We start from the raw sequence: 26,505 nt of genomic DNA, 5'->3' as shown, positions 1-26,505 counted from the left end.
GCTTGTTCAGGTAAGGGCAGTGTCACTTGGCTAACAGGTGCGGATTGAAACACTCGAGTGGATCTTATTGTGGAACGGAACGCGGCGGGGTCGTTAGGCCCCGCCGTTCAGGGAGGAAGTCTTGAGCTACGGCGTTAAACTGCATGTCTGGGGCGATTACGCCTGCTTTACCCGCCCGGAAATGAAGGTCGAGCGCGTCTCTTATGACGTGATCACCCCGTCGGCGGCGCGCGGCATTATCGAGGCGGTCCACTGGAAGCCGGCGATCCGCTGGGTGGTGGACCGTCTCCATGTGCTCAAACCCGTCCGGTTCGAGAACATCCGCAAGAACGAGGTGGGGGCCAAGATTTCCGCCCGGAACGCGAAAACGGCGATGACCTCGGGCGAGTTGTCGGGGCTGCACATGGCGGTGGACGACAACCGCCAGCAGCGCGCCACCCTGGCGCTGCGCGATGTGGCCTACGTGATCGAGGCGCATTTCGAAATGACCGACAAGGCGGGTGACGACACGCCCGCCAAGCATTACGACACCTTTCGCCGCCGCGCAGAAAAAGGGCAATGCTTTCACCGGCCGGCCCTTGGCCTGCGCGAATTTGCGGCGGATTTCGAGTGGCTCGACGAGGTGCCACCTTCGCCGCTATCGGGGCGGCAAGACCTCGGCTGGATGCTCTACGACATCGACTTCGCCAATGACCGCACGCCGCAATTCTTCCGCGCGGAAATGGTGGACGGGATGGTAGACGTGGCCGCCGCGCGCGCCGGGGGGCTGATGCGATGACGATCCTGAGCGCGCTGGCGCAGCTATATGACCGGATGGCAGACAACGGCGAAGCCCCGCGCCCCGGCTATTCGAACGAGCGCATTTCCTTTGCCCTGGTGCTTGACGCGGACGGCTCACCGCCCCGGCTGGCCGACAAGCGCAGCCATGCGGGCAAGAAGCCGACACCCGTATCCATGAACGTGCCTGCGGGCAGCCGCACCTCCGGTATCAAACCCAACCTGCTGTGGGACAAGACGGCCTATGTCTTTGGCGTGATCGCCGTCGAAGAGACGGACGAGAACGGCAAAAATCGCATTGCCCCGGGTCAGGGCAAACGCACGGCGCAGGAACACGCCGCGTTCACCGAAACGCATCTGGCACTTCTGGCCGAGGCTATCGATCCGGGGCTCGTTGCGTTGCGACGGTTCATGGAGATTTGGCGGCCCGAGATGTTCGCTGAATTGGGGTTCACATCCGACGCGCTCGACCAGAACATCGTTTTCGAGTTCGATGACGGCAGCGGGCCGGGATTCCTGCACGACCGCCCGGCGGCATTGGAGTTGGTCACCGTTCCATCCGATGCACAGCGCGGCCTGTGTCTTGTCACCGGAAATGAGGCGGTGATCGAGCGGCTGCATCCCAAGATCAAGGGGGTGATGGGTGCGCAAAGCTCTGGTGCTTCGCTCGTTTCCTTCAACAATGACGCCTACGAGTCCTTCGGTAAGGCGCAGGGCGACAACGCCCCCGTCTCCGAGCGCGCCGCCTTTGCCTATGGCACGGCGCTCAACGCGCTTCTGGCGCGCGACTCTCGGCGCAACCTGCGGGTCGGCGATACAACGGTCGTGTTCTGGGCCGAGGCTGACGAAGGCTCGGGTGCCCGGACCGTCGAAGACCTCATGGCCGGGGCATTCAACCCACCGGATGAAGCGGCCGAACTCACGCGTTTGCGCGCCGCGATAGAAGACGTGGCAAGCGGACGCCCCGCCGCGCCGGACCTCGACCCCGCGACCAGGGTCTACATCCTGGGCCTTGCGCCCAATGCCGCGCGTCTGTCGGTGCGGTTCTGGCATCCCGGCACCTTCGGCGATTTCGCCCGCCATGTCGCGCGGTTTTGGAACCTGCTCAAGATGGAACCGGCCCCCTGGAAAGGCGCGCCCGCCGCCTGGTCACTGCTCTACGAGACCGCCATCCGCGTCGGCGGCAAGGCCAAGGCCGATACGATTCCGCCGCTTCTGGGCGGCCAGCTCATGCGCGCGGTGCTTACAGGACAGCGCCTGCCACGCACTCTCCTGTCTGGGGTCATCGCCCGCATCCGCGCTGATGGCGACATCAGCGGCCGCCGCGCCGCGATCTGCAAGGCAGTGATCAACAGCCACCTGAAAACCGATGATTACCGGGCGACCACCCGCCCCACCACAGAGGAGGAAATCCCCGTGAGCCTCGACCCTGACAATACCAACCCTGCCTATCGCCTCGGGCGGCTCTTTGCCGTGCTCGAACGCGCCCAGTCCGCCGCGCTGCCGGGCCTGAACGCGACCATCAAGGACAGATATTTCGCCGCCGCCTCATCGACACCGGCGCGCGTCTTTCCGCTTCTGGTCAAAAACGCCACCCATCATCTGGCGCTTCTCAAGAAAGGGGAAAATGGTGGGCTGGGACATTGGCTCGAGAAAGAGCTGGGCACGATCTGGCTGGGTCTGGAGGCCGATATGCCGCGCTCGCTGCCGCTTGAGGATCAGGGGCGGTTCATCGCCGGATATTATCATCAGCGATGGACAAAGGCCGACAAGACGGCGGCAGAGTCCGCCGCTGAAGAAGTTCTGACCATCGAGGAGCAAGATCAATGACCATCCTGCAAAACCGCTACGATTTCGTCCTGTTCTTCGATGTGACGAACGGCAATCCAAATGGCGATCCGGATGCCGGGAACCTGCCGCGCATGGACCCCGAAACCAACCAGGGGCTAGTGTCTGACGTGGCGCTCAAGCGCAAGATCAGGAACTATGTCGAGGCGTCTCATGGCGGCGATGCCGGACACCGCATCTACATGAGCGAACGTGCCGTTTTGAACGACCGGCACCAAGAGGCTTGGCAGCAGACCGGCGCGGAACCAACCAAAAAGAACGACTATTCCCATCTGCCTCGGGACGAGGCCGAGGCACGCAAGCTGACCGACTGGATGTGCGCAAACTTTTTCGACATTCGGACCTTCGGAGCTGTCATGACCACCGGCGTCAATTGCGGTCAGGTGCGCGGCCCGGTGCAGATCACCTTCGCTCGGTCAGAGGAACCCGTCCTGCCGCTGGAAATCTCGATTACCCGATCCTCGGTCACCAACGAAAAGGACCGCGACAAGGAACGCACGATGGGCCGCAAGCATATCGTTCCCTACGGGCTCTACCGCGCGCATGGCTTTATCAATGCCAAGCTCGCGGAAAAGACCGGCTTCTCGGAGGCGGACCTGGAAACGCTCTGGACCGCGCTGCGCGATATGCTCGACCTCGACCGTTCCGCCGCGCGCGGCGAGATGTCGGTCCGCCGCCTGATTGCCTTCCGCCACGATAGCGCGCTTGGAAACGCGCAGGCGCACAAGCTCTTCGAGCGGGTTTCGGTGCACCGTCGAAGCGGAGACGAGTTGATCCCGGTGGGCGATCCGCGCACTCATAATCTTCCCCCGGCCCGTGCTTTTGGCGACTACGAAATCACGCTCGATCAAGAGAACCTTCCTGGGGGCATTGAGATCATTGAGCCCTTCTGAAGACATTCCGATTTCGGCCCTGCAACACTGGCTGTTCTGCCCTCGCCAGTATGCGTTGATTCATATCGAACGGGTCTGGGCCGAGAATGTCTTCACCGCCGAGGGGCGCGTCCTGCACGAGCGCAGCGACGCCGGGCAGCCCGAGAGCCGCCCTGGCATCCGTATCCTGCGCAGTGTGGAAATCCATTCCGCCCGGCACGGGCTGCACGGCGTGGCGGACGTGGTCGAACTGCGCGGCGGTCGCCCATACCCGGTCGAATACAAGCGCGGCAAACCCAAGACCCACCGCGCCGACGAGGTGCAACTCTGCGCGCAGGCGCTCTGCCTCGAAGAGATGTTCGGCTGCAAGATCGAGGAAGGCGCGCTCTTCTACGGCACGCCGCGCCGTCGCACAAAGGTGGCCATCGACGCGGACCTCCGCGATCTTACCGTGGCCTGCGCCGACGAAATCCGTGCCTGCCGCGCGGCGCAAGCGCTGCCCGAACCGGTCTATGACAAGGTGCGTTGCGACCGGTGCTCGCTGTTCGATCTCTGCCGTCCCCGGTTGGGCCGTCGTCGTCGCGGCGTGGCAGAGTGGCTGGCCAGGGCACTCGATCAGGTGGAAGCCCCGCAATGAAGAAGTTGCTCAATACGCTCTACGTCACCTCCGAGGGGGCCTGGCTGCGCAAGGACGGCGCGAATGTCGTGGTCGAGATCGAGGGGGCGGAGCGCGGACGCGCGCCGCTTCACCTCCTGGGCGCGATCGTCTGTTTCGGGCAGGTTGGTATCTCGCCGCAGCTGATGCACGCCGCCAGCGAAGCCGGCATCAGCATTACCTTTCTCGGCTGGTCCGGCCGTTTTCTCGCCCGTGTCGAGGGGCCGCAAAGCGGCAATGTCCTGCTCCGGCGCGCCCAACATGCGCGAACCGCCAACGATCCTGTGAACGTCGCGCGGGCGATCGTGGCCGCCAAGATCGCCAATCAGCGTGGCGTGATCCGCCGCGCGATCCGCGATTATGGCGATCCCGACGGGGCTCTCGGCGGAGTGGAGCGGCGCCTGAACCGCAGCGCGCGCGTTGCGCTGGACTCGGATGACCTCGAGGCGGTGAGGGGGGTCGAGGGAGACGCGGCGAACGCGTATTTCTCGGTGTTCGACAAGCTGCTGCGCGCACGCTCCATGTCCTTTCACGGGCGCACGCGCCGCCCGCCGCGCGACCCGGTCAACGCGGTTCTGTCCTTTCTCTACGTGCTGTTGACAGCCGATTGTCGCGCCGCGCTCGAAACCGTCGGGCTCGATCCGCAGATGGGATTCCTGCACCGCGACAAACCCGGTCGCATGAGCCTTGCCATAGACCTGATGGAAGAGTTTCGCGCGCCGCTCGCGGATCGCTGCTGCCTGACGCTGATCAATCGCGGCCAGCTTGCCACGGGCGATTTCCGGCACGAAGAGACGGGCGGGGTCTTTCTCCGGGACGAAGCGCGCAAGCGCGTGCTCACGGCCTGGCAGGAGCGCAAGCGCGTTGTGGTGACACACCCTTTCCTTTCGGAAAAGATGCCGCTTGGCCTTGTTCCCCACACACAGGCGCAACTCCTCGCTGGTCATCTGCGCGGCGATCTCGATGGCTATCCCGCCTGTATCTGGAGGTAGGTATGCTGGTGCTTGTGACCTATGATGTGAAAACCGAGTCGGCAGCGGGCCGCAAGCGCTTGCGGCGGATCGCTCGGGCATGTCAGGATTTCGGCCAGCGCGTTCAGTATTCGGTGTTCGAGTGCGACGTGAACCCGGCGCAATGGACTGGGCTGAGATCCCGGCTTTTGTCGGAGTTCAAGGAAGACGAGGACAGTCTGCGATTCTACATGCTGGGTGCGAACTGGAAGCGGCGCGTCGAGCACCACGGATCAAAACCGGACACCGATTTCGACGGCCCGCTGATATTCTGAGTTCGGCGGGTGCGAACCTGGAGCACCCACGGATATCCGCCGGGGTTCGCACAGCGCAAAGCTCTTTGAAATCGTGATGAAATTGTCATGGCACCTGGTCGCATTGACCCCGCCAAGCAACGCGGCGCGCGCGGTTCGCAATTGATTGGGGTTTTCCCTTTGCGGTGTAATGCCTTACGTCTTAGGGGTCGCCCCCTCACGGGGGCGCGGATAGAAACTTTGGCGCACGTGTCCTTGTAGGACCGCGCCGCGCGTCGCCCCCTCACGGGGGCGCGGATAGAAACGGCCACCCGACTTGTGACGCAGCGTCGTTGTAAAGTCGCCCCCTCACGGGGGCGCGGATAGAAACCAGCGTTTCGCCTGCGTAATAGCGGCGGGCGAATTGTCGCCCCCTCACGGGGGCGCGGATAGAAACTCGCACAACTGCGCGAAAACGATGAGCCGTTAATCGTCGCCCCCTCACGGGGGCGCGGATAGAAACTGCGTCCAGAAGCATGTGCGCTTCTTGGCCGGATGTCGCCCCCTCACGGGGGCGCGGATAGAAACCTTCGTTGTCGCCTTGATCAACAGCGCGCCGATAGTCGCCCCCTCACGGGGGCGCGGATAGAAACCACAGCGTGCGGAGGCACTGACCATGACACGGGAAGTCGCCCCCTCACGGGGGCGCGGATAGAAACAACTATTTCAGCGGCACCTACGTGGAGCCTGTCAATGTCGCCCCCTCACGGGGGCGCGGATAGAAACGTCGCGAACGAAGGCATCACCGCCCCGCTCGTGCAGTCGCCCCCTCACGGGGGCGCGGATAGAAACGATTGCTGCTGACGCGCCTCCATCTCGCGGCGCTGGTCGCCCCCTCACGGGGGCGCGGATAGAAACACTTTGGGCCGTATTCTCATCCACAACGGGCGTCGTCGCCCCCTCACGGGGGCGCGGATAGAAACTGCTCAAGGCCTTTGACTTGTCGGATGGCGCGGTAGTCGCCCCCTCACGGGGGCGCGGATAGAAACCCCTGGCGTGATGCGACATGCGAGGTGACGGTGGTCGCCCCCTCACGGGGGCGCGGATAGAAACCTTTCCAAAAACGCCAACCAAGCCATGCTGCCCCGTCGCCCCCTCACGGGGGCGCGGATAGAAACGCTCTTTAGGTTCTCTGGAAACTACTCAGTAGGGGTCGCCCCCTCACGGGGGCGCGGATAGAAACGATGTGATGAGCGCTCCGCAGCCCGACGGCACCGGGTCGCCCCCTCACGGGGGCGCGGATAGAAACTTCCCGGTCGCCACATATCAGCCGACGCCGGGGGTCGCCCCCTCACGGGGGCGCGGATAGAAACCCATGTCCGCGCGTCATCCGGGCCTGAGCCAAGAGTCGCCCCCTCACGGGGGCGCGGATAGAAACTGCGGCAGGAGAGAAGGCTCCGGCAAAGAGTCATGTCGCCCCCTCACGGGGGCGCGAATAGAAACTGGAGGGACACCAGCGGCAACGACAAGCACCCCGGTCGCCCCCTCACGGGGGCGCGGATAGAAACATGCGCTACGATCTCGCCACGCAGGTCGTGGCTACGTCGCCCCCTCACGGGGGCGCGGATAGAAACTGGTTTTTCTGCCCATGCGGCTGCGCGGGGCCGCGTCGCCCCCTCACGGGGGCGCGGATAGAAACATATGCCCTACGTCGTTGTTGCACCCACGGCACGCGTCGCCCCCTCACGGGGGCGCGGATAGAAACGGCCTCCTCCTGCGCCCGGCGGCTGGCGCGTGATGGTCGCCCCCTCACGGGGGCGCGGATAGAAACCGCCTTGTATCGGTCATGCCCGAATATCTGCACGGGTCGCCCCCTCACGGGGGCGCGGATAGAAACCGTATCCCGATCCCGCACACGAGCGTGTCAAGCGGTCGCCCCCTCACGGGCGCGCGGATAGAAACGCAACTCACGGCAGACGACCGGCACGAAAGCGGCAGCAGGCCAGTTCTTCGATCGCTCGGCGTGGCGAATCCAGACCAAGCGAGGCAAGCTGCTCCTATCCGCCGCAGAGATGGTGCACGAACCTGCACCTTTCGCGCCGCTAGTGTCGTGCGTCTCACCTCGCACCATAATTGCTCAGATGGTCGAGGGTCCGGTCCAGATCAGCCAGCTTCTTGATCCGAAAACAGACAAGATCGGCATGAGAGAGTTGGTTCATAACCTTCAGTGCCGAATGGCGTCCGTATCGACGCTTGCCATTCGCGCCCTTGGTGGCAAACAACACGGAGGACGGGGCATGGCGATACTCCAGTGACCCTTCGGCAACAAGGTTATCCACGAAGCGTTCGGCGACCCATAAATTGAGGGCCGATCGCGGTCCTTTCTCAAACATCAACTCGACCGCGTCTGCGCTCGGTGTGTGCAGCAAGTATCGCGCCGCGAGTTTTCCTTGATGGCCGCTGGGATGCTCCATGGCGCGCTCATCCAGCCGTTCGATGCATGCCTGCCGTAGCTCGTCGCGCGTCATTCGACTGTTTCCCGACCCACTTTCGACGACAGCCTTTGCCGAATGAGGCGCGCCCGGTCCTGCACGAACTCGGGGAGTTGCGCCGCCGTCCAGAGGTCGGGCTTGTAGGAGATCAAATGCCGATCCCTGTAGGCATCACTTCGTCCCGTGATCCAGGCGTCGAACGAGATTGCTCCTTTCTCCATGTTCTCCTGAGCCGGGAGAAGCTGCAGATTGGCGAGCCGGTCCACGGCTCCGATGATTTCCTGTATCCGATGCTCCGGGAGGTTTCTGGCCATCAGAACCCGGCGGTTCGCATGATCTTGAGGAATGATGTGATCGACATGGTAAGTCGTTCCACCCCAGTCGATGTCATCGTAGAGAAGCGAAAGAGCTAGGAACGTTTTCGTCTTCCTGTATTTCAGCTCCAGCAACTCCTCGATAGCACGCTCGTCAAGTCGCGTCTGGCGGCCGCCAAGTGCCAACGCGTCATAAAGCTGCTCTTCCGGGAAATCCCGCCCCATGCCCTGAGCGGCGATCAGGGTATCTCGCGCCCTGGCGATCGTCCGGTCCGAGGTTCCTGCGAAGACGCCCATCAGCAGGCTGTTGAGAAGCCACCGCTGAACGGCGCGAGCGTTCTGTCGGTCGAACTCGGACGATCCCCGCAATGTGACACCGGGCAGGTGGAAAAGATACCAGGTGATCGGCAGCACCGCGTTCAGTGACGACAGGTTCTCTTTCGAAATTCCAAGGCTATTGAGAAAGCGGAACGTCCGCTCGATCGCATCCTTGATCGCAGCCCAGTTGCGTTCGATCGTCCGGATTGCTTCGGTGGTGAAGTTCGAGACGTTGTATTTCACATCGAACCCGCAAAGAACGAGGCATGATTTCAGAACGAAGTCCTTGTTGATCGCATTCGGGACGCCGAGGGATTTGTTGATATGATCCACGAACCCGAAGACCTCGTCGCGCGCCGACCCCTCATGCCATTTCGACGTGATCATGGACATCATTAGATCGGATTTCGACAGTTTCACACCGCCATCATTGGCCCGCACGAAGATGTCGAGCACGCGATCGACGGATCCGGCCGTCTCGGTGTAGTAATTGATATTCTCCTCGATCCAGATCACCTCGTGCAACCGTCGCAAGGTCGACGCCACGAGATCGCGCTGAAACGGGGTGACGCCTTGATGGAGTTCGGCGAGCGTCCTCGAGATCAGGGCATACAGCTGTTCCTCGGATGCATAGTTCAGGATATCGCCAAGGCGGAACCAGTGATGCCGATAGTCGTTGCGGGGCGTGTGCGCGTGGAACCGCAAACCGTAGCTGATGCCGAGGTCGATGTCCTCCTCCTCGCCGGGTTCCTCCGCGTCGGTGAGGAGGTCGAGGTAAAGTGTCTTCTCGGTCCATGCATCGGGGTTGGAGTGCCTCTTGTATTTCGCCTTCTCTGCGAAGCTGCCCCTCAGCGCGATCTGGAGCGACGTCAGGCGTTGCTGCCCGTCCAGCACGAGAATGATATTTCGACCATCGGTGGACGCGACAGGGTTCTGCTTTCCAGGTTGCCAGTGCTCGATGAAATTGTAGATGCGCAGCTCTTTCTTCAGGTCTTCTTCGACGGCCCAGAACATGAACGAGCTGATCGGATATCCCTTCATCAGCGAGTCGATCAGCATGACGACCTGGTCTGCTGTCCAGACATAGGGGCGCTGAATGGCTGGGAGGAAATACCGGTGGTTAACGTCGGCAAGAAGGTGGCCGATGGTCGAGGTTGAATAGCTCATGGATGTCCTTACGCGTGTTCAGATTCCTTTCGCGACGGCAAGCCGTTTCTCCCTCTTACCCATGCGGCATAACTCATCTCTGGTGGAGCAAACGCACGCTTCAATCCGAGATGATCACTTCTGATATGCTCCCACGGTCGTCGATCGTTCGGCACGCCACGTCCGTTTCTCGTATCAAACCGGCTCAACTAGAACAACTGTTCGTGGCGAGGTGCGCGGCCTTGCGAAATTGCTGTCCGCATGGAGAGACGGAACGAGCGACTGGTGGTGGCGTTTGCGACGACGCTCGCGGAACAGCGCGCACGCAGTGGTTTGAGCCAGGAAGAACTGGCAGCTCGCGCGGACGTGTCGGCGCGGTTCGTGTCTCTTCTGGAGACCGCCCGCCGACAACCGTCGCTGACTGCCATGCTCGCCCTCAGTCATGGGCTCAATATGCGAATGGCTGATCTCGCTGCCGAGGTAGAACGCCATTACGCAAACACAGCGGACGGCGATCCCGCTGCTGCCGACGTGTAACAAGGCCGAACGCGTGAACGGCCCGCCATCATGCAGGGCTCCGTGGTATGGTCCGGACATGTCGCCTAGACGGTGCGCATGTTTCCTGAGCATGCTGCCGGGGAGTGTCATGAACTCTGTGTATCTGGGCTGGCCCATGCGGGTTTCAGATACGGTCACGCGTTGAAGCGTTCGTCGAACATGATAGCGAATTGGTTGCGGGCCGCAAACCATTCCCGGACATTCCTGCCGCCCTTCTCGAAGTTTCGGATCGCCAGATAGATCAGCTTGGTCGCGGCCTCCTCGGTCGGGAAGGAGCCGCGCGTCTTGATCGACTTGCGAATGACCCTGTTCAGACTTTCTATGGCATTCGTCGTGTAGATGATCTTGCGGAGTTCAAGCGTTAAGCGATTGATCCGGGGGATCAATCGTAGCGCAGAACGGATCGAAGGCGAAGAACGGGATCACCTCGGCCCAGGCCCTGCGCCAGGCCGGGGCGATCGAGGCGTATTTTCCGGCCCATTTCTCTTCAAAGGCGTCCAGTTCGGCGGCGGCCTGATCGGCGGTCGGGGCACCGTAAATCAGGCGCAGATCGGCGGCCACAGCCTTGCGATCCTTCCAGGCGCAGAAGTTCAGCGAATGGCGCACCAGATGCAGTGAGCCATTGGAACGCCATTGGTCCGAGAGACAATGGCGAACGCATGTCTGGACGGTGGCCTCCGGGAAGGCGGCGGTGATGGCCTCGGGGAGTTCGCGCCGGTCCGCGAAGCGGCAAACTGTCCGGGGACAGTTTGAGGCAAGAACGGGCGGAGCCCCTTTGAGCCCGTCGACGACCGCGATCAGCACGTCCTGAACCCCACGGTTCTTCAGCTCATTCATCACCGACAGCCAGAATTTGGCCCCTTCGTTATCGGCGACCCACAGCCCTAAAACCTCGCGCACACCATCGCGCGTGACGCCCAAAGCGACGTAAACTGCCTTGTTTTTGACCATCCGGCTGTCGGCGTCGCGGATTTTGACCCGGAGCGCGTCGAAGATCACGATCGGATGCATCCGGTCCAGCGCTCGGGATTGCCAGTCGCGGACCTCATCCAGCACAGCATCGTTCGGCGGGAAAACGATCCCCCGGATCGTTTTCTGATCCGCCTCACCCCGGCTGATCAGGTCGGGCGAGACCTGCAGCCCGTAGACATCCTCAAGATGGGCGCGGATGTCACGCACCGTCAGACCGGCGGCGTAAAGACCGATGATCTTGTCGTCGATTCCATCGATCCGGGTCTGGCCCTTCTTCACCAGCTCGGGCTCGAAACTACCGTCCCGATCGCGCGGCACGGCGATCGGCACCTCGCCGTCCTGCCCCTTCAGCCGCTTGGAGGACGTCCCGTTGCGACGGTTGGCCTGTCCCACGGGCGCGTCCTTGCCCTCTTCATAGCCCAGATGCGCCGTCAACTCGGCCCCCAGCATCCGCTCCATCAGCTTGATCTTCAGCTCTTTCATCAGCCCGGCATCGCCAAGCAAATCCTCCGGCCGCTCGCAGCCCTTCAGCAACTCGTCCAGTAGTTCCTTGGAAATGGTCATAGTTTTTACTCCTCCCAGGAAGCATGGACCAAATCCCAGTTACACAGAAGATCGGACACTCTCGGATGGATGGGCGCGAACCCGATCCTCTCTTAGCCGTCCTTCTCCACATGGGCCTCTGTCACACTTCTCTTGACATGGGCCTCTGTCACACTTCTCTTGATCGTCGCTGCGGTCTCCGGCACGGACACCTCCACGGTGGCCTTGTTCCTCACTCTCCTTGTCATTTGTTTCTCGGCTCGGCGTCTGTCTATCTTCGGTATGTGCTGGGCATGTCTCTGTGCCTGGCTGTGCGCGTCACCTGATACTGTCCGCGTTCTTTCGGCTGTCGGTGTTCATCTGGGCTGCTCAAGCGCACCAGGTGAGCGTCTGAGCGTCTTCTCCGAGTCGGTGCCTTCCTCTGCTGGGGCAACGTTACAGGTAAAAACGCCGTTTTCGGCCAGTTTCGCGAAGCTAAGTAACTGATTTTACTCAAACCGACCCTTCCATATGTAAGCATCTGCCATCTGCAAAATCCGCTGATGTAAGGGTATCTTGGGGTATTATTTGCCTCAAATGTTTACATATGTAAGGGTTTTTGAAGGGTGAATGTTTACATATGGAAGGGTTTGGATACGGGTATGTAAACAGTCTCACCGGCGCACAGCACAATCAGAGTTTGACGAGACTGCACTTTAAGTCCGGTGATATGGGAGCTTTCAATCCGGGGTTGTGATGGCACCAAAGGGCATCCCCATGGCTCACTCTCGATTTCCCTAGGACTTCGTATGCGTGCCGGGATCCGGCGGGCTGTGTATCGATATAAAGCGAGCCATTCCTGACCCCGCCAGCCAAACCGAGCGCGGCAAACGCGGTCGGTTTCTCGTGACGAGATGTCGAACGCCGCCCCAAGAATCGCCACTATCCTGTGTTTGGTCTCTGAATAATGAGACAGCTGGCACGACCGACCCCGGCCCAGAGACAGTGGCGAAAGATGAAGCGGCGGCGCGCACGTCGATCTGCGTCGAAGATCGTCGTCCTGGCCCTGTTCTTTCTCGTGGTCGTGCTGCTGGCCGGCGCCCAGGTCGCTCCACATGTCCTCGACCGGGCTGGTTTCGTGGACCGCGCTGAAAGGACCGTCACACCCAGGGCGTTGCGTGGCGGAAATGCATTGAGCGGAAATGCGTTGAACAGGGCGCCATCGGTTCCAGTGTCGACTTCTGGCAACGTGGTCGGGCGCGTGACACATGTGCGGGACGGCGACACGATCGCGGTCGCCGGCCGTCCTATCCGCTTCGCCAATCTCGATTGCGCGGAAACCGGCACGCTCGCCGGAACGCGGGCTGATCGCCGGATGCGGGCGCTCGTATCGGGCAAGACGCTGTCCTGTCGCCTCACCGGTCGGAAGAGTTATGATCGGTGGATCGGCTTCTGTCGCTTTCCCGACGGTCGTGATCTTGCCTCCGTCATGGTGAAAAGCGGCGCGTGCACTTGGTGGCGCGGATAGGATTGTCATTCCGATCATTGCCGGTATTGCGCCGGATGCACTGAAGCGGGTCGCCAGCGCACTCTTGCCAAACAGACGGTTGACCCTGTCGACCATGGCGTTACCCAAATCGGCTGAGGGGACGCACCACCTCGATGCTGTCACAAGGTGCCCGGTTGCAGGAGGGGATAGTGGCATCAGCGGAACACACAAGCGCGCAAACGATTCGGGACCTGACGGCTCGAGACTTGGCGGTCAGGTCTGAGCTGTTCGAAAATGGCAACATTGCCACCGCACAAGATGAGGAGAGCTTTATCCTGCGCCTCAACACGCTGGTCCACGCCCGACGTCACAGCGAGGCCAGAACCGTTTCAAAGAGCCTTGAGAGAGCCGTCCGAGGCGAGAATGGAGTGGCGAGGCCGGAGGCTGAACTGGTTCTGTTCGGTCGCTGGTTGCTTCTGGACAGTCGATCCGGGGCGAAGAAGACTCCGGGCAAACAGCCGGATTATTACGAGATTACGAAATGCGTTGCGGCGTGCCTCATCGAGCTTGCGTGGCGCGAACGTGCCCGTTTGCATCAGGCAAAAACAGGCAATGACGCGGTTGCGTGTGACTCATCAATGAAGAAGACTTCTCAATTGAAGATCAGCAAGCCGGGTGTCAGCAAACAAGATCTGTCAAATCGCTGGCCAGAGGTCTTCGGCGTTGAGAGGAGGCCAGAAGACTTCGATTCTCGCCTTAGATCAATGCGGCGTCTGTTATCCGATTACCTTCGATATCTGAAGTCGGGCAAGCTGATCCGTGGTGGTAAGAGGGTCGGGAAATCGCCCGAGATACAGGCTGTGCTCGATGCGATTTCCGGCAAGGGGGGCGCACAGGATGCGCAGCCTGTGCCGCAACACGCTCAGCCCGCACCAATTCCCGCCACTCCAGCACCGTTCGCGATTTCCCTGCGCTATTCATCTCCGGAAAAGAGATCGGAATATCGGGGGGCAGCCGGACGTGTCGTGGACGAGGCTGTTCTCCAATATCGGTGCGTGCCCTCGTCCCCGGCGTCACAGGGCGGAAATGTGCGTTCCGATCTGGCCGGAAAGCTTGTGCTGGAACCGGACATCACCATTCGCAGTAACTACAGAGTCACGGCCCTGGTCGATCGAATCGTGATTTTGCTCAGCACGGTGCACAAGAGAGATGAGAAACCGCTCAGCAAGGAGATCGAGAGGCAGACCGGCACAACCGTCATGGTCAGGGATCTGACGAAGCCCAAAAAGGAAGATACCTGGGGCAAGCCACTGCCGGTCCCCGAGCTCGGCAAGAGCACCGGGTATCACTTCGGGATCCTGATACAAGAACCCGCAGCGGAGATGCTGGCTGAGATCCTGACGTCGATCCGCAATGGTCCAGATATCAGTGGCGATGTCACGATTCACATGATCGAGGTGGCGGTCGACTTCCATCCTGCAACCGAGGATCCGGAAGAGTCGATCCTGCGACGCGAACGGATGGTGGGGCTGTTGCAACGCCATCACTGGACCCCGCATTCTTGCTTTATGGATACCGAGATCGAAAATATGCGCCATGTCGATGCACGGCAGATTTTCGACGCTCCGGACAAAGGCGCTGAAGGCAGAAAGGTGCGTTTCCTGTTCTCTCACGGATCGTCCTTGAGAAGGATACCCGATTGTAGGATCGAGATAGAGGATATACGGCAGTGCATTCTCACCGATCAGCCAGGCGAGCACCTGCATCTCAATTCCACCCTCGCGAAAGGTGGCAAGCGTGCGTCGAGTCATGTCACCGTTCAGCACAAGATTGCGGACAAACGGAACCGCGAGAAAGAGACGAAGATCGTGCTGCCCGAACGTGAGCGCCGCGCCCGTGTGGAGGTCACGCTATCCGGAAGTGATACTCTGAAAGCGCGCGGTCTCGAAACCATCGATGATCTGCGGAAGGTCTCGTTCAGACGGCTGACGAAACCATTCCTGTCGTTTAGGCTGGCCACGATAGATCTGTGGCAACATCTTCTGGATGACGCACAGGCACAGAAGAACACGCGTGGTGTGTATGGGGTCGAACTCAGGCACCGGGCACGCGCATTCGAAGATAGGGCCGCGCAACATACGTCGGTCCGGACTGCGACACCGACCAATGACCGGGAAGGCCTGGGGCTGAAAGCGTGGCCGGAGATGAACGAGGTCGTCGGCAAGGCGCAAGATGAGTTGACGCGCCGGTGGCGCAGCTTTTCCTGGGGCTAGAGCATGTTGCTCAAAAACGGGAACCGGTTTTGAGCTTCTCGAACATGCGAAATCAATAGGTTAGAGCAGGGCGCGTGAATGCGAATGAACGCGACATGCTCTAGCTGAGGGGGGAGGCGGCGCGGCCTGAAGCCGACAGCCTGAGGGGAGCGGGTTCGGCAACGGCGTTGACCGGGTCTGAGGCCTCTCCCTACTGAGATCATCAGTCTGGCTCTGTCCAGTGGTGTGCTGTTGTGACAGGGAAGGAGGAGAGGGGGAGTATAAGACGGTGTAGTTAAGGAGGGTGCCCCAGTCATTAAGGCCGCGCAACGGGCCGAATGCCGAGCCGAGTGGCGTGATATGCCTAAAGTCAGCGCTTATTGAACACCACGCGTGCTCGATCACTGGCCCTGCCGTCCGTCGCAGGTCAGATTATCCGACAAAAAAGCGCAGCAAAGAGCTAATTATGCCCGTCTTCATGACGCCCTGGTTCAAGGGCTGGCACGCGGATCATGCGAGGGGTTGCTGATTGTGCATCGACGCTCGTTCGCCGGGGCTTGTCGATGTCATGCGCTCCAATCGTGAGATGATGCCCTGTGAGAGTGGCTGAGAGGCTCACAGAATTTGATAAGGGCGCTTCAGGCTTGTGGGGGGGCACCGCGACGCAAGCTGCGACTCATCGCCGCTCTCAGCGCTTCTTTATGACAAGCCATAGGCGCTCGCCTAATGAGGTCACCACCCGGCGGTGGGGCCGGGGGACGGGGATTGGTATCGCGATGCAGAACCGCCTGGTTCGACATGCAGCCCTACATCGATGCAGGTAAGGGGGAAACGTATCTCGCATAACGTCACGCGCGGCCCGTCGGCGTCACGGGCCGCGCGCGATGATGTCAGAACTTCCTGCACACGCGCCTGAGCAGCTGGACGCGACGAAGCGTCGGGCGCGGATCGCGGCCATTGCTGATCATCCGCAGGAACTCCATCCACGCGACCTCGTTGTCGGTCAGCTCTTCGGGTCCGAAGCCAGGGCGGTGCATGCAGGGATGCACTGCCGCGGCGGACGTGCTGCTGGGGGCGCTCATGCCTCTACTTCCCGAAGATCGCCCGGATCGGGTAGTGCCCCGGGAAGTGGTGTAGGAACTGGCGTCCACCTGCTTCTTCATAGCCTGTGTTGCTCGTTCACTGAGCGGCGATCATCGCCGTCTCACCGTCATCGTTGCATATGACGGTCAGCTTTTCCATCGGCATGTAACGGCGGGAGACGGCCCACTCATCGTTCTGCTCCAGCATGAGCGCCCCGACGAGGCGGATAACGGCCTCGCGGTTCGGGAAGATCCCGACCACGTTGGTCCGCCGCTTGATCTCCTTGTTGACGCGCTCCAGCGGGTTGGTGCTGTGCAACTTCGAGCGCAGACTTTCGTCGAAGGCCATGTAGGCCAGCACGTCATGCTCCGCGTCATCCATCAGCTCGGCGACATCCCGGAACCGCTCGCGCAGGCTGTCGGCGACCTCGCGCCAACGGGCATGTGCCTGATCGCGGTCCTTCTCGGCGAAGACGGTCTTCACCACCGCGCTGACCACGGGCTTGTGGGTCTTGCCTACGCGGGCCAGAAGGTTGCGCTGGAAGTGAACCCTGCAGCGTTGCCATCCTGCGCCAAGGACCTTACGCGCGGCGGCCTTCAGGCCCTCATGGGCGTCGCTGATCACCAGTTGCACGCCCCGCAACCCGCGCCGGGTCAAAGAGCGCAGAAACTCGGCCCAGAACGTCTCGGCCTCCGAGGGCAGGACGGTGATCCCCAGGATCTCGCGCCGCCCGTCTGTGTTGACCGCCACAGCCACTATCACCGCCATCGAGACGATCCGCCCGCCCTCGCGCAGCTTCACGTAGGTGGCATCGAGCCAGAGGAAGGGCCAATCGCCTTCGAGAGGCCGGTTCAGGAATGCCTGCACCCGCTCGTCGATCTCCTCGCAGAGCCGCGACACCTGGCTCTTCGAGGTCCCCGTAAGCCCCATGGCGCGCACCAGATCATCGACGGCGCGGGTGGAGACACCGTGGATGTAGGCTTCCTGTATCACCGCCATCAGCGCCTTCTCGGCAGTCCGTCGCGGCTCCAGGAAAGTCGGGAAATAACTGCCCTTGCGCAGTTTCGGGATGTTCAGGCCGATGGTGCCTGCCCGGGTATCCCACTGGCGCGGCCGATAGCCGTTACGCTGGTTCTCCCGATCCGGGCTGCGCTCGCCGTGCGCGGCACCGCACACGGCGGCCACCTCGATGTCCATCAGCCGTTGCGCGGCGTCTTGGATCAAATCGCGCAGAAAATCGGCATCATCGCTCTTGGCGATCACGCTCGGAAGGTCGATCATGGTCTCGGTCATCGTGCTCTCCTTCGTTGTCATCGGTCTTTGAACAACCTCAGACTACGAAGAAGCGCGGTGGCCGCCAGACCCGGCCGCGCGCTGCGCTACACCAAATGGCTCCGCGCGCGGCCTCTTACACCATCCGGTGGGGCACTACCCCGGATCGCCGCGCGACCGCGGTTGGTCATGCGCGGATCGCTGTGATCCGAGGCCTCGCGGATCTCCTGCAGCCAGCCAAGCTCGTTGCCGGTCACCGGCGTGCCCATGATCTCGACGAGCGCGTGCGCAGCGGTATCGCCTTGGATCTGCTCGAGCGTCAGGCGCAACAGGTAGGCCGGATCGCACTCGAGGGCGCGCGCCAGGCTGGGCACGCGATCGAGCGGCAGCTTGCTTGAGCCGTTCTTCAGCATCGAGAGCATGTTGACGCTGACGAACCCGGCCTCGACGGCGATCTCGATCTGCGACTTCCGGGGCTTGAGCTCCATCACGCGCTTCTCGATGTATTTCGCGAGCCGGGTATCGGCATAGGGCTTCTTCGGCATTTTCTTCACCTTTTCAGTCAGTTGTTTCACAGCGCATCAGCTGCTTGCTTTATTCATAGCAACGGCCTGACGGGGAACGGGCGGGGGGTGAAATTAATCTAGCGGCACCATTTCCCGGGCAGGACGGCGCGCGCAACGGGCAGCTCTGGCGAGGTGCAGCCAGCGTCGGGTGTAAAATCACAATGCACAATGCAGTCCTGGCAGCGTGGACCGGTCGGACCGGCTGGACCACTGGAATCGCGCAGATTGTTAGGCAAATTGAAAATTTTGGACCGCATGGACAACTTGGACCATCGTGAAAACGCGTCGTTTCTCTGGCCTGAGTGGTCCGGCAGCTCCAAATGATCCTTTGAGCGGAGGGAGGCCGATCGTCGTTCCCGCATGGATGTGCAGGGGGCAAACAACCAGTTGTCCAAGATCATCGAAGGCGTCATGTTCTGCAAACTTTCCGCTTAAACGCCGCTGCCAACCGTGCAGGCTCAAATCAACATGACGCTCCGGGCAATACCGGTTAGGATCTTCCCATGTCAGATGCTCTCAGGATCAGAAATGGAGAATTCGGGCGGGTCGCCCTTCTCGACATGGACAGGTCGCTCGTGCGCCATGCGCATCCGCATTGTCATGTGCTCCTGAAGGTCGATGGCGCGGACACCTCATTTCTAGTGGGCGACCGCGTAGCGCCCTTGACGGATGAGACAGCCGTTTTGATCAACGCCTGGACGCCGCATGCCTATGTGCACGACCCATTGCGGCCACGGACCATCATCCTCGCGCTGTATATCGAACCGATCTGGCTAGCGGAGATGCGGTCAAATTGGGCGGCGAGCGGAGGCGGCGGTTTCTTTGGCCGTATCGTCGGGGAAAACACGCTGCGGATCCGCCGCATGACGATGGAACTGGCGGCGAGCATGGTGCATGCGCCTACTGCTGTAGATGAGCATGAGAACATGCTCGAGGACCTCATGATCACCGTGATCGAGCGGTTCACGGATTGGCGAAACGTCGGCGCAGGCCTGCGCAGTGCAGCGCGGACGAACGGGATCGACTGGCGTGTCGGCAAGGCAATTTCGACGATCCGGAAAGACCCCGGCGGGGTGGACAGCATTGACAGGCTTGCGGCCGAAACGGGGATGAGCCGCGCCAATTTCTTTCGCGTATTCGAGAAATCCACAGGGGTTTCCCCGAGGGTGTTTCTCAATGTCGTGCGGTTGGAGCAGGCGGTCAGTGCGACGGTTGACAGCGATGTGAGCTTCGGTGCGCTGTCCGACCGGCTCGGTTTCAGCACGCAGGCGCATTTCACCCGCTTCTTCCGGGATCATTCTGGAGTCACTCCGTCGAGTTTTCGCGCGATCTCCAGGATCGGGGACGTCTCGGATATCCTGCGAATTTGAGACTCGAGGGTAAATTACGCGACCCTAGGAAATCGTTTTCGATGCGAAGCCTACGTAACCTCTTCTCCGAGGGGCATGAATTGCCAGGAGAGGAGAGGCCTTTATGGCCAGCGAGAGCGCAGACATCGCGGCGGTCGGGGCAGAACGGGTCGAGGATGCGGCTCTCCTGACCGGTTGCGGGCGGTTCATTGATGATCTGCCGGTGCCGACGATGTGCGTGCACGCGGCCATCCTGCGCAGCCCGCATGCCCATGCCAGCCTCCGGTCGGTCGACACATCCGTTGCGCGCGCGATGCCCGGTGTGCGTGCCATTATTACCGGAGACGATTATGCCAGCATCGCCGCGCCGCTCATGGTTGGGGTGAAAATCCCGATAGAGTGCTGGCCAATAGCGCGCGACAAGGTGCGCTACTCCGGAGAGCCGGTGGCGGTGGTGCTGGCCGACAACCGATATCTTGCCGAGGACGCGCTGGACCGGATCGTTGTGGAATACGACAGGTTGGAGCCGGTGCTTGATCCATTGGCCGCCCTGAATGCTGATGCGCCACAGCTTCACGCCGGGCTTTCCGGGAATCTAGGGGCGGACCGTTCCTTTCGCTATGGCGATCCGGAAAGCACCTTTGATACGGCGGAACGGACAGTCGACATCACGATCCGCTATCCACGCAATTCGTGCACGCCGATTGAGACCTACGGCTTGGTGGCCGAATGGGATCCGCATGGCGAGGCCTTTGACGTGCTGGCGAATTTCCAGGGGCCATTCTCGATCCACCCAGTGATTGCGCGCGCGCTGAACGTGCCGGGCAACCGACTGCGCCTGCGCACGCCTGAGGATTCGGGCGGCAGCTTCGGCGTAAAGCAGGGGGTGTTTCCCTATATGGTCCTTATGGCTGCATGTGCGCGGCTGGCCGGCCGGCCAGTGAAATGGGTCGAGGACAGGCTGGAGCATCTGTCGGCCAGCGTCTCGGCCACCAACAGGGTGACCACCCTTCGCGCGGCGGTGACTGGCGAGGGGCGCGTCACGGCCCTCAACTGGGATCAGGTCGAGGATGTGGGTGCCTATCTCCGAGCGCCGGAACCGGCGACGCTCTACCGGATGCACGGTAACCTGTGCGGGGCCTATGACATCGCCAACCTGTCGGTGCGCAACCGCATAGTGATGACCAACAAGACGCCGACCGGTCTGAACCGCGGTTTTGGAGGCCCCCAGGTCTACTTTGCGTTGGAGCGATTGATGGCGCGGATCGCGCAGGAATTGTCACTCGATCCGGTCGAGGTAATCCGGCGCAACCTTATCGCCGCCGACGCCTTTCCATACCGGACCGCCAGCGGCGCCACCTATGATTCTGGCAATTACCAATTAGCGTTGGAGACCGCGCTTGCGCAGGGTGGATATGATGCACTTCTTGAAGCCCGCGCCGCCGCCCGTGCCGAGGGGCGCCTCTACGGCATCGGGCTTGCGGCGGCGGTGGAGCCATCGGTGTCGAACATGGGCTATTTGTCCACCGCCCTGACGCCGCAGGAACGTGCCAAGGCGGGGCCGAAGAACGGCGCGCAAAGTGCGGCAACCATTGCCATCGACCCGGTGGGCAGCGTCACGGTTCAGCTTGACTCCGTGCCGCAGGGGCAAGGCCATCGGACGGTTGCGGCCAAGGTGGTGGCGGATGTCTTCGGCCTTGAGCCCGCCCAGGTGCGTGTGCTCGCGGCGATGGACACCGCGCGCGACGCCTGGTCCATCGCGGCCGGGAACTATGCCAGCCGATTTGCCGGTGCCTCGGCGGGCGCGGTCAAGATCGCGGCGGACCGGTTGCGCGACCGGCTCGCCCGGATCGCCGCCGCACGGATCAATGCGCGGCCCGAGGATATCCGCTTCGATGGGGGCCGCGTGTTTGCGGCGGGCAACCCCGAGGCCGGGCTGGCGTTTGCGAGGGTCGCCTCTGCCGCGCATTGGGCACCTGCCACGCTGCCCGAAGGGATCGGCAACCCGGTGCGGGAAACCGCCATCTGGACGGCGCCGGAACTAACCGCGCCGACCGAGGCGGACGGGATCAATTCCTCGCTGTGCCATGCCTTCATATTTGACTTTTGCGGGGTGGAGATCGACCCGCTTTCCGGTGAGGCGCGCATCGATCGCTATGTGACGACGCACGATTGCGGGACGATCCTGCATCCCGGCATGGTCGAGGGACAGATCCGGGGGGCATTTGTCCACGGGCTCGGAGCCGCGCTCTACGAGGAATATGCCTATGACGAGGCAGGGGCGTTTCTCGCCGGGACCTTTGCCGATTACCCGGTGCCGACGGTTCATGAGATTCCAGAGCTCGACGTCCTGCACATCTGCACGCCCTCGCCGCTGACGCCTCTTGGGGCCAAGGGTGTGGGCGAGGGAAATTGCATGTCTACGCCCGTTTGCATCGCGAATGCCGTTGGCGATGCGCTGGCACCGCTCAGCGGCTGGACCGACCTGGTGCTGCCGCTGACACCCGCGCGCCTTTCCGCGCATCTCGGGGATGAGCCAGCCGCGCCGGAAGACGTGGTCACCAGACCCAAAGCAGAGGGCCGGGGCCTGACCGGTGAGGGCGAGGCAAGGGTGGCGGCACCGCCGCAGGCGATCTGGGATATCCTGATGGATGCGGATCAGCTGGCGGCGGTCATCCCCGGCGCGCATGATGTTCGCAAGTTGTCACCGAAACGGTTTCTGGCCGATGTCACGTTGGGGGTCGGGCCGGTCAAGGGGCGTTACCGCGTCGAGGTCGCTCTCTCCGATCTCGACCCGCCGCATGGCGCGACCCTGTCGGGCAAGGCCAATGGCGCGCTCGGCTCCGGCGAGGGCACAGGATATGTCACGCTGACGGCCCAAGGCGACGGCGCAACGAAGATCACGTATTCCTACGAGGCGTCGCTCGGCGGCAAGGTCGCGTCGGTGGGCGGGCGCCTGCTGGACGGCGCGGCGCGCATCGTGATCGGGCAGTTCTTTGCGGCGCTTGGGCGCAAGGCTGGCGGCGCGTCGGCTGCAAACGGATTCAGGGCGCGCCTGAAAGCGCTGTTCGGGGGGGCGCGATGAAGCCGGCCCGGTTCGATTACGTCCGCGTCGACACGCTGGACGAAGCGGCAGACATTCTGGCGCAGAGCGGCGATGACGCGCGCGTGCTTGCGGGCGGCCAATCGCTGATGGCGATGATGAACATGCGGCTCGCGCAACCCGCCGTGGTTGTCGATATCCTGCACGCGACGGGGCCGCGGAGTCCCGAGGTTGCCAGGGACCGCCTCCGCATCTCGGCTCTGGTGCGGCAGGAGGCACTCTCCACCCGTGCCAGCCTCGCGCACGAGGTGCCGCTGCTGGCGCAGGCTGCGCCGTGGATCGGCCATATCCAGACAAGGATGCGTGGCACGGTCTGCGGGTCGGTAGCCCATGCCGACCCTTCTGCGGAATTGCCTCTGGTTCTGGTCGCGCTGGACGGGCGGGTTCATCTGAAAAGCCGTCGCAAGCGCCGGACCGTGCCCGCGCGCGAGTTCTTTCTGGGCATGATGGTGACGGAAAAGTCCGATGACGAACTGATCGAGGCGGTGGACGTGCCCCTGACCCCTCCCGGCACCGGCACCGCCTTTCGCGAGGTCGGGCGGCGCAAGGGTGATTTCGCGATCGTGTCCTGCGCCACCGTGGTGCGGGGTTCCTTAACGCGCCTCGCCGTCGGTGGGGTGAACGACACGCCGGTCGTTGCCGATTGGGAGAACCTCGCCCCGGCCGATGTGGCCGAGGCGTTGAATGCCTTCGCTTGGTCGCTCGATACGCGCGACGACATGCACGCCTCGGCACGATACCGCCGTGATCTGGTGCGTCGCCTTGGAGAGACCACCATCAGGGAGGCCCGCTCATGCGCCGACTGAGTGCCGATGAAAACCACATGGTTCGCTTTCGTCTCAATGGCGAGTCGGTCGAGGGGCCGGCCGAGCCGCGCATGCTGTTAAGCGATTTCCTACGGCATGTCCTCGGCCGGACGGGCACCCATGTGGGCTGTGAACATGGCGTCTGCGGGGCCTGCACGATCCGGATCGACGGCATGATGGCACGCGCCTGCATGACGCTCGCGGTGCAGGTGGAGGGTTCAGACATCACCACGGTTGAAGGTCTGGCACCCGAGCCAGGGCGGCTCTCGGTCCTTCAAGCAGCGTTTCGCAGACATCACGCGTTGCAATGCGGGTTCTGCACTGCGGGAATTCTGATGTCGCTCGACACGCTGTTGCAGGCCGAACCCGAGGCGGACGCGGGGCGTATTCGCGAAGTGCTTTCAGGGCATCTGTGCCGATGCACCGGGTATCACCAGATACTCGACGCCGCTGTCGAGGCGGCACGAGCCCTCAGGAAGGAGACGCAGAATGCTTGATCTTGGAAGATCACTGCTTGCCACCGTTTCGCGCGCGCCGGATGCGCTGTCGCTGGTGGATGGCGACACACGGCTGAGCTATGCGCAGCTCTACCGGTGCGTATCGGCGCTGGTGGCCGGTCTGGAAGACGCCGGGATCCGGCACGGTGACCGGATCCTTACCGCGCTTCAGAACAACCGTGCGGCAGTCTGGCTCCACTGGGCGTGTCAGCTTGCGGGTGTGACGGTCGTTCCGGTTAACTGGCGCGCAACGGCCGAAGAGATCGACTTTTTCCTCGAGAACAGCGAGGCAAGCCTGGTGGTCTGTGATGGCGCGAGCCGCGACGCCATTGCCACTTCCGCACGGGCGATGAATTTGCCGCGCTGGGTCTACGGCTGTGATCTCGACGGCGCTGTATGCGTCGAAGAGGTCGCGATGGGAAGCGCCCCGGACACGCCTGCGATGGCCGGTCCGGAGGATTGGTCGATCATGCTTTACACCTCGGGGACCACCGCGAGGCCCAAGGGCGTGCCGCGCCGCCACCGGGCAGAGCGCGCGGCGGCCGTTGCCCATGTGGCCCAGAACCTGATGCCGCGGGGCGACGTCACGCTCGGGGTCATGCCGCTCTATCACACGATGGGCGTGCGCTCGCTTCTCGCGATGCACCTGCTGGACGGCGCGTTTATCTGCCTGCCACGCTTCGATTCCGCATGGGCGCTGCGCCTTATCGAGAAGGAACGGATCGGGTCGCTTTACCTCGTGCCGACGTTGTATCACGACCTGCTCGATCACCCGGATTTTCCGGGCACCGATCTGAGCCATGTCAGACGTCTGGGATTCGCTGGTGCGTCGATGACCGACGGTCTGCTGAAGCGGGTCGGAGCGGCGTTCCGGCCGGACCTGTTGGTCAACCATTACGGGTCGTCGGAGGTCTATACGTTTTCGATCGACCAGAATGCCGCGGCCAAACCTGGCTCGGCAGGCAAGGCTGGCCTGAACCAGGACCTGCGCATCGTCGAGATGGGAGGCGGCGATCCAGAGCGCGTCGTTGCGGCTGGCGTTGAAGGAGAAATCATCGCCACGCTTGCAGGCGACGAGGCCTTCGAGGGTTATTGGCGCCGCCCAGAGGCGGATGCCAAGTCGTTGATCGACGGTTGGTATTTCACCGGCGATAGCGGACGTTTCGACGCCGATGGCGATCTGTTCGTCACCGGACGCGTCGACGACATGATCATCACCGGAGGAGAGAACGTCTCACCGGTTGAGGTCGAGAGCTGCCTGTCGATGCACGAGGGCGTTGTCGAATGTGCCGTGGTCGGCCTGCCGGATGAGCGGTGGGGCAAGATTGTCACGGCCTTCGTCAAGCGTCGTGGCGATGTCACGGCAGAGGCGCTCGACCGCTTTTGCCGCGCTTCGGATCTCGCCAGTTTCAAACGCCCGCGGCAGTTCGTTTTCGTCGCCGAACTTCCGAAATCCCCCGTGGGCAAGCTGCTCAGGCGGCATCTCGTCTCTGGCGACTATGCGCCAGAGCAATCCATTTCGAAGCAGACCGCCCGGTAACGGGCGAAAAGGAGACGCAATGACCCACCCCATTCCTGACCCCCGGTTGGACACCCTCGACGGATTCCGTGTTGAGACAGACCCTGCGGCGGAGCGCGGCGACATCATCCTCGACCGCCCGCCGATGAACGTCATCAACATGGGGCAGCGCGACCAGATTCGCGCTGCCTTTGAGGCGCTCGACCACGATGACCGCGTGCGGGTGATCGTGTTGCGCGCCGAAGGCGAGCATTTTTCCTCTGGTGGATACATCAAGGGGTTTCTCCAGGCGTCGCCGGAGCATGTCAGTCATCTGGCCGACAACGTCGCGGCCCCCTGGCGGGCGTCGAAGCCGGTGATCGCCGCGAACCAGGGCTATACCTTCGGGGTGGGATTCGAGATTTCGCTCGCCTGCGATTTCCGCATCGCGACCCAGTCCTGCCGCTACGCGCTTCCCGAACAGAAGCTGGGACAAATCCCCGGCTCCGGCGGGTCGGCGCGCCTGCAGGCGATCATCGGAATCGCGCGCACCAAGGATGTAGTCATGCGCTCGCGCCGGATCACCGGGCAGCAAGCCTATGACTGGGGTATTGCCACCGAGGTCGTCGAGGACAGCGAGCTTGCCGCGGCCACAGCACGCCTTGTGGACGAGCTGCGCGGCTTTTCACCGCTGGCGCAGCGAACCGCGAAGAAACTGATCAATGACAGCGAGAATGCAACGGTGGCCATCGGCATCGAGCTTGAAGGCCACGCATACAGCCGACTTCGCCAGTCAGACGATTTCGCCGAAGGCGTCAATGCCTTCCACGAAAAGCGCAAGCCGGAATTCTCCGGGCGCTGAGTGACATCTTG

20 protein-coding genes, 1 pseudogene and 1 CRISPR repeat array are annotated in these 26,505 nt (G+C 62.3%); of the genes and pseudogenes, 15 read left to right on the top strand and 6 right to left on the bottom strand.

The window, feature by feature from the left end; translation table 11 throughout:
- Positions 1-121 precede the first annotated feature (121 nt).
- Genes cas5c through cas2 form a run of 6 tightly spaced genes read left to right on the top strand, consistent with a single transcriptional unit; the run spans position 122 to position 5,437 of the window.
- Entirely contained in the window at positions 122-778 is a 657-nt protein-coding gene (cas5c, locus tag ABIE58_RS14390) for a type I-C CRISPR-associated protein Cas5c (RefSeq protein WP_354545408.1), read from the top strand.
- Positions 775-2,607, top strand: a complete 1,833-nt coding sequence (gene cas8c, locus ABIE58_RS14385; protein ID WP_354545407.1) for a type I-C CRISPR-associated protein Cas8c/Csd1 — start codon at positions 775-777, stop codon at positions 2,605-2,607. Before cas5c ends, cas8c begins: the two co-directional genes overlap by 4 nt.
- Positions 2,604-3,518: a type I-C CRISPR-associated protein Cas7/Csd2 gene (gene cas7c, locus ABIE58_RS14380; protein WP_354545406.1), complete on the top strand. Its 915-nt coding sequence runs from the start codon at positions 2,604-2,606 to the stop codon at positions 3,516-3,518. The genes cas8c and cas7c overlap by 4 nt, the downstream gene beginning before the upstream one ends.
- A complete protein-coding gene (gene cas4 / locus ABIE58_RS14375) occupies positions 3,442-4,134 on the top strand; it encodes a CRISPR-associated protein Cas4 (RefSeq protein WP_502950105.1) in 693 nt (230 codons plus the stop codon). Before cas7c ends, cas4 begins: the two co-directional genes overlap by 77 nt.
- Positions 4,131-5,144 (top strand): type I-C CRISPR-associated endonuclease Cas1c, encoded by a 1,014-nt coding sequence (gene cas1c, locus ABIE58_RS14370; RefSeq protein WP_354545404.1) that lies wholly within the window; start codon positions 4,131-4,133, stop codon positions 5,142-5,144. The genes cas4 and cas1c overlap by 4 nt, the downstream gene beginning before the upstream one ends.
- 2 nt (positions 5,145-5,146) lie before the next feature.
- Complete coding sequence (gene cas2, locus ABIE58_RS14365) at positions 5,147-5,437, top strand: CRISPR-associated endonuclease Cas2 (RefSeq protein ID WP_354545403.1); 291 nt, start codon at positions 5,147-5,149, stop codon at positions 5,435-5,437.
- Positions 5,438-5,624: 187 nt separating this feature from the next.
- Positions 5,625-7,357: direct repeats of the CRISPR family, unit length 31 nt; unit sequence GTCGCCCCCTCACGGGGGCGCGGATAGAAAC.
- A 155-nt stretch (positions 7,358-7,512) separates the two neighbouring features.
- On the opposite strand, the gene ABIE58_RS14360 is transcribed toward cas2, so the two are convergent.
- Positions 7,513-7,923, bottom strand: coding sequence for a hypothetical protein (locus tag ABIE58_RS14360; protein WP_354545402.1), 411 nt, complete (start codon positions 7,921-7,923; stop codon positions 7,513-7,515).
- The gene (locus tag ABIE58_RS14355; RefSeq protein ID WP_354545401.1) at positions 7,920-9,686 is read right to left on the bottom strand and encodes a DUF262 domain-containing protein; all 1,767 of its coding nucleotides are present in this window, start codon (positions 9,684-9,686) and stop codon (positions 7,920-7,922) included. Before ABIE58_RS14355 ends, ABIE58_RS14360 begins: the two co-directional genes overlap by 4 nt.
- A gap of 240 nt (positions 9,687-9,926) precedes the next feature.
- Between ABIE58_RS14355 and ABIE58_RS14350 the strand changes: the two genes are divergently transcribed.
- Entirely contained in the window at positions 9,927-10,202 is a 276-nt protein-coding gene (locus ABIE58_RS14350; RefSeq protein ID WP_354545400.1) for a helix-turn-helix transcriptional regulator, read from the top strand.
- A 155-nt stretch (positions 10,203-10,357) separates the two neighbouring features.
- On the opposite strand, the pseudogene ABIE58_RS14345 reads toward ABIE58_RS14350, so the two are convergent.
- Positions 10,358-11,759: pseudogene (locus tag ABIE58_RS14345) on the bottom strand (IS256 family transposase).
- Positions 11,760-12,732: 973 nt separating this feature from the next.
- On the opposite strand from ABIE58_RS14345, the gene ABIE58_RS14340 reads away from it, so the two are divergent.
- Complete coding sequence (locus ABIE58_RS14340) at positions 12,733-13,245, top strand: thermonuclease family protein (RefSeq protein ID WP_354545399.1); 513 nt, start codon at positions 12,733-12,735, stop codon at positions 13,243-13,245.
- Between the two features lie 170 nt (positions 13,246-13,415).
- Positions 13,416-15,479 carry a hypothetical protein gene (locus tag ABIE58_RS14335; protein ID WP_354545398.1) on the top strand — a complete coding sequence of 688 codons (2,064 nt, stop codon included), beginning with the start codon at positions 13,416-13,418 and terminating at the stop codon, positions 15,477-15,479.
- An 869-nt stretch (positions 15,480-16,348) separates the two neighbouring features.
- Here the strand turns inward: ABIE58_RS14335 and ABIE58_RS14330 are convergent.
- The 3 genes from ABIE58_RS14330 to ABIE58_RS14320 all read right to left on the bottom strand — a co-directional run bounded on the left by ABIE58_RS14330 (position 16,349) and on the right by ABIE58_RS14320 (position 18,388).
- Positions 16,349-16,540, bottom strand: a complete 192-nt coding sequence (locus tag ABIE58_RS14330; protein WP_354545397.1) for a hypothetical protein — start codon at positions 16,538-16,540, stop codon at positions 16,349-16,351.
- 97 nt (positions 16,541-16,637) lie between these two features.
- Positions 16,638-17,834 (bottom strand): IS256 family transposase, encoded by a 1,197-nt coding sequence (locus ABIE58_RS14325; protein WP_502950104.1) that lies wholly within the window; start codon positions 17,832-17,834, stop codon positions 16,638-16,640.
- An 86-nt stretch (positions 17,835-17,920) separates the two neighbouring features.
- Positions 17,921-18,388, bottom strand: a complete 468-nt coding sequence (locus ABIE58_RS14320; protein WP_354545395.1) for a helix-turn-helix domain-containing protein — start codon at positions 18,386-18,388, stop codon at positions 17,921-17,923.
- Positions 18,389-18,882: 494 nt separating this feature from the next.
- Here ABIE58_RS14320 and ABIE58_RS14315 point away from each other — a divergent pair, with 494 nt between their 5' ends.
- From ABIE58_RS14315 to ABIE58_RS14290, 6 genes are all read left to right on the top strand, one after another.
- A complete protein-coding gene (locus ABIE58_RS14315) occupies positions 18,883-19,749 on the top strand; it encodes a helix-turn-helix transcriptional regulator (RefSeq protein WP_354545394.1) in 867 nt (288 codons plus the stop codon).
- Between the two features lie 103 nt (positions 19,750-19,852).
- A complete protein-coding gene (locus ABIE58_RS14310; protein ID WP_354545393.1) occupies positions 19,853-22,813 on the top strand; it encodes a xanthine dehydrogenase family protein molybdopterin-binding subunit in 2,961 nt (986 codons plus the stop codon).
- Positions 22,810-23,637, top strand: a complete 828-nt coding sequence (locus tag ABIE58_RS14305) for an FAD binding domain-containing protein (protein WP_354545392.1) — start codon at positions 22,810-22,812, stop codon at positions 23,635-23,637. The genes ABIE58_RS14310 and ABIE58_RS14305 overlap by 4 nt, the downstream gene beginning before the upstream one ends.
- Complete coding sequence (locus ABIE58_RS14300; protein ID WP_354545391.1) at positions 23,625-24,134, top strand: (2Fe-2S)-binding protein; 510 nt, start codon at positions 23,625-23,627, stop codon at positions 24,132-24,134. The genes ABIE58_RS14305 and ABIE58_RS14300 overlap by 13 nt, the downstream gene beginning before the upstream one ends.
- Positions 24,127-25,674, top strand: a complete 1,548-nt coding sequence (locus tag ABIE58_RS14295) for an AMP-binding protein (RefSeq protein WP_354545390.1) — start codon at positions 24,127-24,129, stop codon at positions 25,672-25,674. The genes ABIE58_RS14300 and ABIE58_RS14295 overlap by 8 nt, the downstream gene beginning before the upstream one ends.
- Before the next feature lie 19 nt (positions 25,675-25,693).
- On the top strand, positions 25,694-26,494 hold the full coding sequence (locus ABIE58_RS14290) for an enoyl-CoA hydratase/isomerase family protein (protein ID WP_354545389.1): 801 nt from the start codon (positions 25,694-25,696) through the stop codon (positions 26,492-26,494).
- The last annotated feature ends 11 nt before the right edge of the window (positions 26,495-26,505 follow it).

It is taken from the genome of Roseovarius sp. MBR-78, from assembly GCF_040547535.1.
GTDB lineage: Bacteria > Pseudomonadota > Alphaproteobacteria > Rhodobacterales > Rhodobacteraceae > Roseovarius.
This window is presented reverse-complemented; position numbering and strand designations above follow the sequence as displayed.

Coding starts and splice junctions, on each gene's coding strand:
- cas7c (WP_354545406.1), top strand. CDS start 2,604: ATGACCATCCTGCAAAACCGCTACGATTTCGTCCTGTTCTTCGATGTG.
- ABIE58_RS14290 (WP_354545389.1), top strand. CDS start 25,694: ATGACCCACCCCATTCCTGACCCCCGGTTGGACACCCTCGACGGATTC.
- cas1c (WP_354545404.1), top strand. CDS start 4,131: ATGAAGAAGTTGCTCAATACGCTCTACGTCACCTCCGAGGGGGCCTGG.
- ABIE58_RS14310 (WP_354545393.1), top strand. CDS start 19,853: ATGGCCAGCGAGAGCGCAGACATCGCGGCGGTCGGGGCAGAACGGGTC.
- ABIE58_RS14355 (WP_354545401.1), bottom strand. CDS start 9,686: ATGAGCTATTCAACCTCGACCATCGGCCACCTTCTTGCCGACGTTAAC.
- cas2 (WP_354545403.1), top strand. CDS start 5,147: ATGCTGGTGCTTGTGACCTATGATGTGAAAACCGAGTCGGCAGCGGGC.
- ABIE58_RS14340 (WP_354545399.1), top strand. CDS start 12,733: ATGAAGCGGCGGCGCGCACGTCGATCTGCGTCGAAGATCGTCGTCCTG.
- ABIE58_RS14330 (WP_354545397.1), bottom strand. CDS start 16,540: ATGAGCGCCCCCAGCAGCACGTCCGCCGCGGCAGTGCATCCCTGCATG.
- ABIE58_RS14315 (WP_354545394.1), top strand. CDS start 18,883: ATGTCAGATGCTCTCAGGATCAGAAATGGAGAATTCGGGCGGGTCGCC.
- ABIE58_RS14295 (WP_354545390.1), top strand. CDS start 24,127: ATGCTTGATCTTGGAAGATCACTGCTTGCCACCGTTTCGCGCGCGCCG.
- ABIE58_RS14350 (WP_354545400.1), top strand. CDS start 9,927: ATGGAGAGACGGAACGAGCGACTGGTGGTGGCGTTTGCGACGACGCTC.
- cas8c (WP_354545407.1), top strand. CDS start 775: ATGACGATCCTGAGCGCGCTGGCGCAGCTATATGACCGGATGGCAGAC.
- ABIE58_RS14305 (WP_354545392.1), top strand. CDS start 22,810: ATGAAGCCGGCCCGGTTCGATTACGTCCGCGTCGACACGCTGGACGAA.
- ABIE58_RS14300 (WP_354545391.1), top strand. CDS start 23,625: ATGCGCCGACTGAGTGCCGATGAAAACCACATGGTTCGCTTTCGTCTC.
- ABIE58_RS14360 (WP_354545402.1), bottom strand. CDS start 7,923: ATGACGCGCGACGAGCTACGGCAGGCATGCATCGAACGGCTGGATGAG.
- ABIE58_RS14325 (WP_502950104.1), bottom strand. CDS start 17,834: ATGACCGAGACCATGATCGACCTTCCGAGCGTGATCGCCAAGAGCGAT.